At 40.4% G+C, this 12919-nt stretch carries 10 protein-coding genes; all 10 read left to right on the forward strand.

The annotated features are described in order from the left end of the window. Window positions 1-204: 204 nt before the first annotated feature. On the forward strand, window positions 205-1767 hold the full coding sequence (rny, locus tag NST01_RS08360) for a ribonuclease Y (protein WP_003211958.1): 1563 nt from the start codon (window positions 205-207) through the stop codon (window positions 1765-1767). Between the two features lie 89 nt (window positions 1768-1856). After that, on the forward strand, window positions 1857-2651 hold the full coding sequence (locus tag NST01_RS08365) for a TIGR00282 family metallophosphoesterase (protein ID WP_008344680.1): 795 nt from the start codon (window positions 1857-1859) through the stop codon (window positions 2649-2651). A gap of 202 nt (window positions 2652-2853) precedes the next feature. Further along, window positions 2854-3114, forward strand: coding sequence for a stage V sporulation protein SpoVS (gene spoVS / locus NST01_RS08370; RefSeq protein ID WP_003211281.1), 261 nt, complete (start codon window positions 2854-2856; stop codon window positions 3112-3114). A gap of 203 nt (window positions 3115-3317) precedes the next feature. Then, window positions 3318-6362: an efflux RND transporter permease subunit gene (locus NST01_RS08375; RefSeq protein ID WP_341041762.1), complete on the forward strand. Its 3045-nt coding sequence runs from the start codon at window positions 3318-3320 to the stop codon at window positions 6360-6362. 176 nt (window positions 6363-6538) lie between these two features. Beyond that, complete coding sequence (gene tdh / locus NST01_RS08380; RefSeq protein ID WP_341041764.1) at window positions 6539-7603, forward strand: L-threonine 3-dehydrogenase; 1065 nt, start codon at window positions 6539-6541, stop codon at window positions 7601-7603. Next, window positions 7600-8781: a glycine C-acetyltransferase gene (locus tag NST01_RS08385; RefSeq protein ID WP_123766738.1), complete on the forward strand. Its 1182-nt coding sequence runs from the start codon at window positions 7600-7602 to the stop codon at window positions 8779-8781. Before tdh ends, NST01_RS08385 begins: the two co-directional genes overlap by 4 nt. Window positions 8782-8893: 112 nt before the next feature. Beyond that, window positions 8894-10000, forward strand: a complete 1107-nt coding sequence (locus tag NST01_RS08390; RefSeq protein ID WP_056704755.1) for an MrcB family domain-containing protein — start codon at window positions 8894-8896, stop codon at window positions 9998-10000. A 90-nt stretch (window positions 10001-10090) separates the two neighbouring features. Next, window positions 10091-11617, forward strand: coding sequence for a tRNA (N6-isopentenyl adenosine(37)-C2)-methylthiotransferase MiaB (gene miaB / locus NST01_RS08395; protein WP_007499471.1), 1527 nt, complete (start codon window positions 10091-10093; stop codon window positions 11615-11617). Between the two features lies 1 nt (window position 11618). After that, window positions 11619-12053 (forward strand): RicAFT regulatory complex protein RicA family protein, encoded by a 435-nt coding sequence (locus NST01_RS08400; RefSeq protein WP_008344661.1) that lies wholly within the window; start codon window positions 11619-11621, stop codon window positions 12051-12053. 248 nt (window positions 12054-12301) lie between these two features. After that, window positions 12302-12847 carry an outer spore coat protein CotE gene (gene cotE / locus NST01_RS08405; RefSeq protein WP_007499466.1) on the forward strand — a complete coding sequence of 182 codons (546 nt, stop codon included), beginning with the start codon at window positions 12302-12304 and terminating at the stop codon, window positions 12845-12847. The last annotated feature ends 72 nt before the right edge of the window (window positions 12848-12919 follow it).

Genomic DNA, 12919 nt, shown 5'->3' on the forward strand with positions numbered 1-12919 from the left:
GACTAGCTTGACAAGTATTTCCGACACAATTACAATGGGAATGTATCACTTGTTTTTCTTAACATGATTGATAACTAATTTAAACTTGACAAGGGCAGTGAGGATCTCATTCCCTGTGAAGGCCCTGTATGTTGAGACACCAAACAATGTACATGCCGACACTTTATTTGTAAAACCAAGTTCATAGCAAGAGGAGGTGAAAATATGTCGCCTACGATGTTTACGATCATCTCCATTTTGCTGAGCCTAATCTGTTTAGTTGTTGGCTACTTTGTTCGTAAAACCATTGCAGAAGCAAAAATATCCGGCGCAAGAAACATGGCCGAACAAATTGTTGAGGATGCAAAGCGTGATGCGGAAGCATTGAAGAAAGAAGCACTCTTAGAAGCGAAAGATGAAATTCATTCGTTTCGTGTAGAGGCGGAGCAAGAAGTTCGTGAAAGACGTAATGAGCTTCAAAGACAAGAAAACCGTTTACTTCAAAAAGAGGAAAACCTTGATCGCAAGGACGAATCTTTAGATAAACGGGAGTCCCTGTTAGAGAAGAGAGATCATTCTCTGAATGAACGACAACAACATATTGAAGAGATGGAAAGCAAAGTGGATGATATGATTCGTTTGCAGAAAGCTGAGTTGGAGCGTATTTCTAGTCTAACTCGAGATGAAGCGAAACAAATCATTCTGGATCAAGTTGAAAATGAGCTTTCCCACGACATTGCAGTCATGACGAAAGAATCTGAAAACCGGGCGAAAGAAGAGGCTGATAAAAAAGCGAAAAACATTCTTTCACTTGCGTTACAGCGTTGTGCAGCTGATCATGTAGCTGAAACAACAGTATCTGTAGTCAATCTTCCAAATGATGAGATGAAAGGTCGTATTATCGGACGTGAGGGACGAAATATCCGTACGTTAGAAACGTTAACAGGTATTGACCTGATCATTGATGATACACCTGAAGCTGTCATCTTATCGGGCTTTGATCCGATAAGACGTGAAACAGCGAGGATAGCTCTGGACAAGCTAGTCCAGGATGGACGTATTCATCCTGCACGAATTGAAGAAATGGTGGAAAAATCACGCCGTGAAGTCGATGATTATATCCGCGAGATGGGTGAGCAAACGACATTTGAAGTCGGAGTTCACGGTTTGCATCCGGATCTCATCAAAATTCTCGGTCGCTTAAAATTCCGTACAAGTTATGGACAAAATGTCCTGAAGCATTCAATTGAGGTTGCACATCTTGCAGGTCTCATGGCTTCAGAGCTTGGAGAAGATGCAAAGCTTGCAAAACGAGCAGGTCTTCTGCATGACATTGGAAAAGCCATTGATCATGAAGTAGAAGGAAGCCACGTGGAAATTGGCGTTGAGCTTGCGACGAAATATAAAGAGCATCCTGTTGTCATCAACAGTATTGCATCTCACCATGGTGACCAAGAACCGACATCTATTATCGCTGTTCTTGTTGCGGCAGCCGATGCATTATCTGCAGCACGCCCTGGTGCAAGAAGTGAGACGCTTGAAAATTACATTCGGAGACTTGAGAAATTAGAAGACATCTCTGAATCTTATGAAGGTGTTGAAAAATCGTTTGCGATACAAGCTGGACGTGAAGTGCGTATTATGGTGAAGCCAGATTCAATTAATGATCTTGAAGCTCACCGTCTAGCAAGGGATATTCGTAAGCGGATTGAGGACGAGCTCGATTATCCTGGTCACATTAAAGTGACAGTTATTCGAGAAACTCGCGCAGTAGAGTATGCAAAATAGAGCGGTGCGCTTAGCGCCGCTTTATTTTTTTGTGTAAATATGCAACACTGATAAGAAGATCATTTTATAAGAGAAAGGGTTCAAAACGTATGAAAATATTATTTGTTGGAGATATCGTTGGTTCACCTGGCAGAGATACACTGAAAGAATACTTGCCAAAGCTAAAGAAAAAATATCAGCCACACTTTACGATTGTCAATGGAGAAAATGCGGCTCATGGGAAAGGTCTTACTGAAAAAATCTATCATGAGCTGCTTCAAGCTGGGGCTGATGTGCTCACGATGGGGAACCATACATGGGATAAAAGAGACATTTTCGATTTCATCGATGATGCACCCCATATTGTTCGTCCGGCAAACTTCCCGCAAGGTACACCAGGGAAAGGGCTTACTTTTATTAAAAAACAAGGTAAAGAACTAGCTGTCATCAACTTGCAAGGCCGCACATTTTTACCTCCGATTGACTGCCCATTTCAAAAAGTAGATGAGCTCATAGCAGAAGCTTCAAAACGTACACCGTTTATTTTTATTGATTTTCATGGTGAAGCCACAAGTGAAAAGCAAGCAATGGGTTGGTATACAGATGGCCGTGCATCATGTGTCGTTGGAACACATACACATGTTCAAACAGCAGATAACCGTGTATTGCCAAAAGGAACTGCTTATATTTCGGATGTTGGCATGACTGGTCCTTATGACGGTATTTTAGGTGTTGATCGGGAAACGATTATTAAACGATTTAAAACGAGCCTTCCTGTCCGTTTTGAAATTGCAGAAGGCCGCACGACATTAAGTGCAGTGATCGTAGAAATTGACGAATCGTCGAAAAAAGCTGTCAAAATTGATCGAATTTTGATAAATGATGACCATATTTTCTTTGAATAAATATTCACATATTTATTTCAGAAAAATATTAATCAGAAAGAAGGAATATGCGCCCTCTATCGTGAATATAGTAAAAATGGTAGGTAGCCTGCTATTTTTGAAAAACATTTTGGGGATGGATTTTCAAAAAAATAGCAACATCTAACAAAGATTGTTCTAATGAACACTCACTTATCCATTGTAAATTTAAGGGGGAGCAAAAATGGAAATTTTAAAAGTTTCAGCAAAGTCAAATCCAAATTCAGTAGCAGGAGCATTAGCCGGCGTTTTACGTGAACGCGGTGCAGCGGAAATACAGGCTATCGGCGCTGGAGCACTGAATCAGGCGGTCAAGGCTGTCGCCATTGCAAGGGGATTTGTTGCGCCTAGCGGAGTGGATTTGATATGCATTCCAGCCTTTACTGACATTCTTATCGATGGAGAAGAAAGAACAGCAATCAAACTGATTGTTGAACCACGATAATTCTAATTTTATTATTTTCAACCTGCTTACATCATGTAAGCAGGTTGTTTTTGTTTACCGCTATACATTTCTCATATAACATATTTCTTTCACAAAATAGATAGAAAATGACATATTGGAGCTTGCATTTTTTCACCATGATGATAAATTAAGATTAAGTTGAAAATACTTCATCAAAAATAAATATTTAAGTAGGTGAAATAATGATCGAAGCTTTTTTAAAAAGAGGAAAGCTTGTTTTTATTTTATTTTTTATCGTTCTCATTGCTGGAGGTTATTTGTTTACACAGCTTCCTAAACGAGAACTGCCAGAGTTTCAAGCAAATATTGTAACCATTTCGACTGTTTTCCCTGGTGCTGATGCAAAACAGGTAGAAAGTGATGTCACCAATAAGCTCGAGTCGGCCATTTCTGATATCAATGGTGTAGAGAAGACAAGCTCTGTTTCTGCTATTGGTTTCTCAAATATTGTGCTTGAAATTGATGATCAAGCCGATTTTCAAAAGGTGGCAAGTCAAATCAAGAGTGAAACCACAAATGCCGCCTCTTCTTTTCCAGATGGTGTGATGGAGCCAGATGTAAAGGATGAGTTTGGCAATGTGCCAGTTGGTTCTTATATGATTGTAGCAAGTAACTCATCTGATTTAGCAAAAAGTCATAAATCGCTGCGTGCGTTAAAAGAAAAAGTGGAGGACATCAAAGGTGTTGATGGAGTTGTCATCAAAGGATTCAATGACAAACAAGCAATATTGAACTTGGATTCAAGTAAACTGGAGGATAACGGGTTAAACGTGACCGATGTCACAAATGCCATCAATCAAGAATTTGGCACATCCCCTCTAGGTGACGTCCAGGCAGATGGAGAAAAGGTCAAGCTGTCCATTGATGCTTATGATCGTTTAGATCAAATTAAAAAGATTGAGATTTTCTCAAAAACGAGCCGAGAGCCTGTTACAATCGGTCAGCTTGGTCGTTTAAAAGAAGTAGAAAAAGAGAAAAGTGATATCGTTTCATATAACGGAAAGCCAGCCTATTCATTTACAGTCAATATCAAGCCGGGACTGGATATTCCTAAAATGTATGACAAAGTCAGTGCGGTCATTGGAAAAGAGAAAGAGCTGCCAAATGGTGTGGATTGGATAGACTACTATTCACAAAAAAGTGAAGTAGATGCCATTTTTAACGATTTAATCAAAGAAGCGATCGTGGCCGTCATCGCCGTCATTGTCGTCACCACACTTGGTCTAACCATTGGTGGTGCGTTTATCGTTTCACTTGCGATTCCGCTATCCATAACGATCGGAACCATCCCGCTACCGTTTTTACAAGTGGACCTTAATCAAATTTCAATTATTGGCTTTATCATTGCGCTAGGGATACTTGTAGATGACGCCATTGTCGTCAACGATAATATTTTGAGGCAGATGAAAAAATACGAAAGTCCGCTTAAAGGAACAATTGCAGGTGTAAAAGAAGTGGCTGGATCCATTTTGACGTCAACACTGGCTGTTGTCTTTGCCTTCTTGCCGCTTGTTTTCCTTTCTGGTGCGAACGGTTCATTTATTCGAGCGTTACCGTCTGTTCTAGTCACAACTGTACTTGCGTCAATGGTCATTTCATTGACACTTGTGCCCGTGTATCAATATACAGCAAACCGAAAAAGAAAGAACAAGAAGATTCAAAAAGAACCGGGCTTTTTAGGCAAACCATTAAAAAGATTAGCCGATTTTTATGCAGATCGAATACTGACAAACATCGTGAAGCGACCACTTCTCATTGGATTAAGTGGTTTGCTCGTTGCCACACTTGCCTTTTTGCTTATTTTCGCCACACCATTTGAGTTTTTCCCTGCGGCGAATAAGAAAGAGGTGGTTGTCACTGTGACACTGCCAAGTGAAATAACCTTAGATAAAACGAATGAAACATTAGAGAAAATTGAACAAGAGATCAAACAGCAAAAAGGCATTGAAGAGACGGCCATTTTTGCAGGCGGCGGAGTGCCGAACTTGTTTAATGAAAGTATCTCAAACGCAAGTGATCATACGGGTCAGGTTGTTGTCAGAGTAGACAATGAGCAGATGACAAGCAAGGCATTGATCGATCGTATGACAGAGCCATTGCGAAAGAAATTTAAAGATGCTGATATCTTTATGAAAACCATTGTTCAAGGACCACCAACGGGAGCGCCTGTGACCGTCACTGTTGCAGGAGAACAATTTTCAAAACTCGTTGATGTGAAAGAGAAGCTCACAAAAGAAATGAAAGAAAGCGGAGCGAGCCTGATCACAGACGATGTCAATCAGCCGGTGAAAACCATCTCATTTGAATTAAATCGTGACCGAATGGCAGAGGATGGGCTCACTGCTCAGTTTGTCAGCAGACAGCTCGGCCTTGTTACAGAAGGAATTCCATTAGGCACCTTTAAACAAGGAACAGATGACATCGACCTCGTAGTGAAACAAGACATGAGCACACATCAAAACGGACTGAAGCTAAAAGACATCAAGGTGCCTGTGAGTGCAAATGAGGAGGGCATGCCTCAGCTTGAGCCGCTTAGCCGATACGTAAAAGAAAAAGAAACAGAGCAATTTGAAAGCATTCCTCATGAAAACGGGATGCCGACGATCACGTTAAAGGCATATCCTGGTGCATCAGATACGTTTAAAGACGATATGACGGAAGTCGTAAATGAAGTTGGGAAAAGCGATGCGGCGAAGAATTTGACCATTTCTCAGGGCGGAGAAAATGAAGATCAAACTCAATTCTTTATTGAAATTAGTCTCTTATTTGGGGTAGTCCTTCTGCTCATTTATGTGACCATCGCTTTCCAGTTCAATTCACTCCTGCTTCCGCTTTTAGTTCTTGGAACGGTTTACTTAGCGATATCCGGCGCCATTATTGGACTATTTGTCACTCAAACGCCGTTTAGCTTTATGGCCACAATGGGGATTGTCTCATTGGCAGGTATTGTTGTCCGAAATGCGGTCGTTTTGTTTGAATTTATTGAACAGAGGCGCAAGCAAGGTCTCGATCAACAGGCAGCTGTGATTGAAGCGGGGAGAGCAAGGATTAGACCTATTTTGCTGACAGCATTTACAGCACTTGTCGCTCTTATGCCCGTTGCTTTAAGTAATGACCCACTCTTTAAGCCGCTAGCGATCTGCATCGTATCAGGTGTCTTTTTCTCAACGATTCTGACACTACTGATTGTGCCGGCTTTATATGTAGCCGTTTCAAAAAAACGCTGACAACTTAAAAGCAAATCTCCGAATAAAAGGAGATTTGCTTTTTTTTTAGAAAAATATCTAAAAAAATATGTGGAGTGTTCATTTGTCTTCTCCTGAAAGACAGCGGTATTTACGTCTAAAATAAGACATGATAAGATCGGATTGGGAGAAGTTTTTTAACAAAGGGGTTGTACGTCATGTGTGGAACGATGAAAGCGATTGTTAAAAAAGAAAGCGCTTACGGAGCGGCGATGATGGAAATGCCGATTCCAGAAATAAGTGATCATGAAGTGCTCATCCAGGTAAAGGCTACATCGATATGCGGAACGGATGTGCATATTTATAATTGGGATGATTGGGCGAAGGGGAGAGTCAAAGCACCGTACATTTTTGGTCATGAATTCACAGGGGAAGTTGTCAAAACGGGGAACCAAGTCTCACGAGCAAAAGTAGGGGATTTTGTATCGGCTGAGACGCATATTGTCTGTAATCAGTGTTATATGTGTTTAACGGGTCAGCAGCATTTGTGCAGCGAAACGAAAATTTTAGGGGTAGACATTGACGGCTGTTTTGCTGAATATGTCAAAGTACCAGAACAAAATGTGTGGCATAATCCAGCTCAAATGCCAGTGGAACTTGCATCTATTCAAGAACCGCTTGGAAATGCTGTTCATACAGTTCTGCATACACCTGTTTCCGGAAAGTCAGTGGCGATTTTTGGCTGCGGTCCCATTGGTTTAATGGCGATTGCGGTTGCAAAAGCCTCCGGGGCTGTCCAAGTGTTCGCTGTTGATAAAAATGAATACAGACTGGATCTTGCCCGTAAAATGGGTGCAGATCATATCGTGGATATCGGAAAAGATGATCCTGTTGCCATGATCAAGCAGCTCACGCGGATGGAAGGGGCAGACGTGATGTGTGAGATGTCAGGACATCCCGTTGCGATTAATCAAGCACTCGAAGCTTGTGCAAATGGAGGGAAAGTGAATATACTAAGTTTGCCAGAGCGGCCGGTAACCATTGACATTACGAATCAAATTGTTTTTAGGGGATTAACCGTGCAAGGGATCACGGGGAGAAAAATGTTTGAGACGTGGCGTCAAGTATCTGAACTTTTAAGAACGAATACCATTGATGTAAAGCCGGTTATCACCCATACGCTGCCATTTGAAGATTTTGAAAAGGGATTTGAACTCATGAGAAATGGTACGTGCGGGAAGGTCGTACTGATCATGCCATCATATCAAAGGGGGACGAAATGATGAAAGAATTTACGTATTTACAAGATGAATTAGACACAATGAAGCAACAAGGCACCCATCAAACACTGAAAGAAATCGATTCCAAACAATCTTCCACGGTGACATTAAATGAACAATCCGTCATACAACTCTCTTCAAATAACTACTTAGGGCTCACCTCACATCCAAGGCTGATGAAAGCGGCAAAAGAGGCGATTGATGAATTCGGTGCTGGAACAGGATCTGTACGAACCATTGCTGGAACGATGACAATGCATGAACGGCTTGAAAAAAAGCTCGCAGCTTTTAAAAAGACAGAGGCAGCCCTTGTATTCCAATCAGGCTTTACGACCAACCAAGGGGTCTTATCCAGTATTCTCACAAAAGATGATATTGTCATTTCAGATGAGCTGAACCATGCCTCAATCATCGATGGGATTCGCTTAACAAAGGCAGATAAAAAAGTATATGCTCATTCTAATATGGAAGAGCTTGAGAAAATTTTAAAGAAATCGATGAATTACCGCGTCCGTCTTATCGTGACAGATGGTGTGTTCTCAATGGATGGAGATATTGCACCGCTTCCTGAGATTGTAAGACTTGCAGAAACATATGATGCCTTTGTGATGGTAGACGATGCCCATGCGTCTGGAGTACTTGGTGAAAATGGGCGCGGAACAGTGAATCATTTTCAACTTGACGGCAGAGTGCATATTCAGGTTGGCACACTTAGTAAGGCAGTTGGTGTGTTAGGCGGTTACGTCGCTGGTTCTGCCGTTTTAATCGATTACTTAAAGCATAAAGCAAGACCGTTTTTATTCAGCACCTCACATCCGCCGGCTGTCACAAGAGCCTGTGAAGAAGCCATTGAAGTGCTGTTAGACGAACCGGAACGCATTGAAACACTTTGGGAGAACGCGGCCTATTTTAAAGAAAAAGTCATCGGTCTTGGATTTGAGGTGGCACCAACAGAAACGCCTATTATTCCAATGATGATTGGAGACGAGGCACTTACTTTCCGTTTTTCAAAAGCATTAATCGAGCGTGGCGTTTTCGCTCAAGGCATTGCTTTTCCAACTGTAGCGAAAGGAAAAGCGAGAATTAGAGCCATCATCACAGCAGAGCACACAAAAGAAGAGCTTGACCGTGCACTGACAATCATCGAAGAAGAAGCAAAAAAACTGAATATACTTGATTGAGAGAGCTGAGGCTCTCTTTTCTTTTGCGCTAATCTTTCCATATTTCATCAAATCTACCGTTTGTTATGTATAATGTATGTAAAAAGATCTATTGAGGTAAGTGGTGAGACAAATGTTATTTAATAAAGAAGATTTTCATGAACAATTTTTAGATTATAAGAACAAAGGGAGAACAGATAAAAATCACCCTTTTCACAACATGTTTAATAAAGATATCCCAAACAACATTCGTTATGAATTAGAAAAACGCCATATGAGGAATTTGGATAGGATCGATATTAAAGCATCTACAGGAAATGGAAAAGTTGCAGAATGTTTTTGGATTGCACTTTTAGACAAGAGATTAACCACAAATCCTAATTACCAAAAAACAACGACACAAAAAGGAATATTTATTGTTATTTTATTCGCTGAGAACGGGGAAGATTTTTATTTAACAATTGAAACTGGAACTGAAAATTTATCTCTATCTGAAATTAAGGAAGAGACAGCCATTTGGAGGGAAAGGCTACAGCCTGAATTAAAGCATCATAAAAGACTAGATGGCTTTCATATAGGTGATTTTCATTTAGGTAAATCATTAAGACCTAAAAAATATGTAGCAAGCTCATTGGTTTTTAAAAAGTATAATATTGATCATTTTGACCATCACCAATTAATACAAGATATCAATTCTTTAAATGAGTTTTTTTATGATTTTGTTTACGAAGTATATTTGGATCAGGACCTTATTCCAAAAGTGGAACATCAGAATAAATTTAAAAGAAAAAGAATCATTCATAGAGATGTTTATAAACAATTAAGAGAAGAAAGATCAAAGCAAAACGAAGAGACGGGTAGAATAGCAGAGCAATTTGTTTATCATAAGGAAGTAGAGCAATTAAAAGCAGTGGGAAGTGAACAATTAGCGGAAGCTGTCGTTTGGGTAGCTGAAACAGAAGATGGTCACGGATTTGATATCAAATCTTATTACCCCGATGGAAAAGAGAAGCTTATAGAAGTAAAAGGATCTAAACTGACTCACCATGACTTTCCATTCTTCTTATCTGAACAAGAAAGAATGGTAGCAGAAGAAGAAAAAGAATCATATGTAATTACTTTAGTTGAGAGTGTCGGTACACAGCAGATGAAGATTGTCAAAGAAATACAAAATCCTTTAGGAAAAGACGATCTCCATCTGAAGCCTACTCAATATTCATGTAAAATTCGTGTTGATTGAAAAGTGTGGACACATATGAATTTATTTTCAATTCACGACAAAATAGTCTATACTGTAGGGTGGAGCTTGGTTTGAAAGGAGTACAAATTCATGAATGAAGAGCAGAGAAAAGCGAGCGGACAAGTAAGTTCATCGGACAAAAAATCCGAGAAGGACTACAGCCAATATTTTGAAGCTGTGTACATTCCGCCTTCCTTAAAAGATGCAAAAAAACGGGGTAAAGAAGAAGTCGAATACAATCAATTTCAAATTGACGAGCGGTTTCAAGGGTTAGGGAACGGCCGCAAGTTTTATATTCGCACATATGGCTGTCAAATGAATGAGCATGACACAGAAGTGATGGCTGGTATTTTTATGGCGCTTGGTTATGAACCAACAAATTCGACTGAAGATGCGAATGTCATCTTATTAAACACTTGTGCCATTCGTGAGAATGCAGAAAACAAAGTGTTTGGAGAGCTTGGTCATTTAAAAGCATTAAAGCGTGAAAAGCCAGATTTAATCTTAGGCGTCTGCGGATGCATGTCACAAGAAGAATCTGTCGTTAACCGTATTTTAAAGAAACACCCATTTGTTGACTTGATTTTCGGTACCCACAACATTCACCGCCTGCCAGAGCTATTATCTGAATGCTACCTTTCAAAAGAAATGGTCATTGAGGTTTGGTCTAAAGAAGGCGATGTGATTGAAAATCTTCCGAGAGCCCGCCAAGGAAAAATTAAGGGGTGGGTGAATATTATGTACGGCTGTGATAAATTCTGTACATACTGTATCGTCCCTTACACGCGCGGTAAGGAAAGAAGCCGCCGTCCGGATGAAATTATTCAAGAGGTCAGACGCTTAGCAGCAGAAGGATATAAAGAAATTACCCTTCTTGGTCAAAACGTGAATGCGTATGGAAAAGATTTTGAAGACATGGAATATGGTCTTGGTCACCTCATGGATGAGCTGCGTAAAATCGATATTCCACGTATCCGTTTTACAACAAGCCACCCGCGTGACTTTGATGATCACTTAATTGAAGTGCTTGCCAAAGGCGGAAACCTTCTCGACCATATTCATTTGCCGGTTCAATCAGGAAGTTCTTCTGTGCTGAAACTCATGGCAAGAAAATACGACCGTGAACGTTACCTTGACCTAGTGCGCAAAATCAAAGAGGCAATGCCAAATGCTTCATTAACAACGGACATTATCGTTGGGTTCCCAAATGAAACAGATGAGCAGTTTGAAGAGACGCTTTCCCTCTATCGTGAGGTTGAGTTTGATGCGGCTTATACGTTCATTTACTCTCCAAGAGAAGGAACACCAGCAGCCAATATGAAAGACAACGTGCCAATGCGTGTAAAAAAAGAACGTCTGCAGCGCCTGAATGCACTCGTAAATGAAATTTCTGCGAAAAAAATGAAGGAATATGAAGGGCAGACTGTCGAAGTATTAGTAGAGGGTGAAAGTAAAAACAACCCTGAGATCCTAGCCGGATATACAAGTAAAAGCAAGCTTGTGAATTTTAAAGCACCAAAAGAAGCGATTGGCAACATCGTCAAAGTGAAAATCACACAAGCCAAAACTTGGTCTCTTGACGGAGAAATGGTTGGAGAAGCTATCGAGGTGAATTAAAATGACGCTTTATTCAAAGAAAGAGATTGTCGAGCGCGCAAGAGAGCTCGCGAAAATGATTTCTGAAACAGAAGAAGTTGATTTCTTCAAAAAAGCAGAAGCGCAAATCAATGAAAATACAAAAATTGCAGCGATCATTAATCAAATTAAGGCGCTTCAAAAGCAAGCTGTGAATTTAAAGCATTATGGCAAACATGAAGCCTTAAAACAAGTGGAAGAAAAAATTGATGCCCTGCAAGAAGAACTGGATGAGATCCCAGTGATTCAAGAATTCAAAGAATCACAAACAGAGGTTAATTCCCTGCTTCAGCTTGTAGCGCACACGATTTCTAATCAAGTAACGGATGAAATCATTCTTTCAACCGGCGGTGACCTCTTATTAGGAGAAACCGGTTCAAAAGTGAAAAACTCATCCCCAAGTTGCTCCATTAAATGAGAAAACCCCGCAGATGCGGGGTTTTTTGTTTTCTGATGTAAGAATTGCATACCTTCTTTCTCCTTCAGCTTCCATCAACCCCAATCTCTCATTCTCCAACTTTTCCAATTTTCAAGGCAAGTTTATGGGCGACCATGCATACACTGAAACAGAAATGAATTTAATTGAACATGAGACTCAAAATCGTGACACACTAGACGAATGCCCAGCATAAGATAAAACGATCAAGAACAAGGAGGCATGCCGGAATGTCTGAATACAGAGAAATTATTACAAAAGCGGTGGTCGCAAAAGGGAGGAAATTTACCCAAAGCACACACACCATTTCTCCATCGCAAAAACCAACCAGCATCCTAGGCGGTTGGATCATTAATCATAAGTACGATGCTGAAAAAGTCGGTAAAACAGTTGAGATTGAAGGTACATTTGATATTAACGTGTGGTATTCTTACGCAGACAACACGAAAACCGAAGTGGTCACAGAACGTGTAAAATATGTAGATATCATCAAACTGAGATATAAAGATAAAAACTTCCTTGATGATGAGCACGAAGTGATTGCGAAAGTCTTACAGCAGCCCAATTGCTTAGAAGTCACCATTTCTCCAAATGGCAATAAAATTGTCGTTCAAGCAGAGCGTGAATTCATTGCTGAAGTAGTAGGGGAAACCAAAATTGTTGTAGAAGTCAATTCAAGCTGGAAAGAAAAAGATGATCACGAATGGGAAGAAGAAGTGGATGAGGAATTAGAAGATATTCATCCAGAATTCCTCGCGGGTGATCCAGAAGAGTAATTGATGACTAGGGCGCATATCCCCCTAGTTTTTTTGTGCTTTGATCTAGGGAAAAAAGGTGAATTTTTATGC

Source organism: Bacillus sp. FSL R7-0166 (assembly GCF_038008935.1).
In the GTDB taxonomy this organism is placed as follows: Bacteria; Bacillota; Bacilli; order Bacillales; family Bacillaceae; genus Bacillus; species Bacillus altitudinis.

What these genes read in the sequence shown, in the direction of transcription:
- NST01_RS08365 (WP_008344680.1), top strand. Translation starts at nt 1,857, where the DNA reads ATGAAAATATTATTTGTTGGAGATATCGTTGGTTCACCTGGCAGAGAT.
- NST01_RS08385 (WP_123766738.1), top strand. Translation starts at nt 7,600, where the DNA reads ATGATGAAAGAATTTACGTATTTACAAGATGAATTAGACACAATGAAG.
- NST01_RS08390 (WP_056704755.1), top strand. Translation starts at nt 8,894, where the DNA reads ATGTTATTTAATAAAGAAGATTTTCATGAACAATTTTTAGATTATAAG.
- NST01_RS08400 (WP_008344661.1), top strand. Translation starts at nt 11,619, where the DNA reads ATGACGCTTTATTCAAAGAAAGAGATTGTCGAGCGCGCAAGAGAGCTC.
- NST01_RS08375 (WP_341041762.1), top strand. Translation starts at nt 3,318, where the DNA reads ATGATCGAAGCTTTTTTAAAAAGAGGAAAGCTTGTTTTTATTTTATTT.
- miaB (WP_007499471.1), top strand. Translation starts at nt 10,091, where the DNA reads ATGAATGAAGAGCAGAGAAAAGCGAGCGGACAAGTAAGTTCATCGGAC.
- spoVS (WP_003211281.1), top strand. Translation starts at nt 2,854, where the DNA reads ATGGAAATTTTAAAAGTTTCAGCAAAGTCAAATCCAAATTCAGTAGCA.
- tdh (WP_341041764.1), top strand. Translation starts at nt 6,539, where the DNA reads ATGTGTGGAACGATGAAAGCGATTGTTAAAAAAGAAAGCGCTTACGGA.
- rny (WP_003211958.1), top strand. Translation starts at nt 205, where the DNA reads ATGTCGCCTACGATGTTTACGATCATCTCCATTTTGCTGAGCCTAATC.
- cotE (WP_007499466.1), top strand. Translation starts at nt 12,302, where the DNA reads ATGTCTGAATACAGAGAAATTATTACAAAAGCGGTGGTCGCAAAAGGG.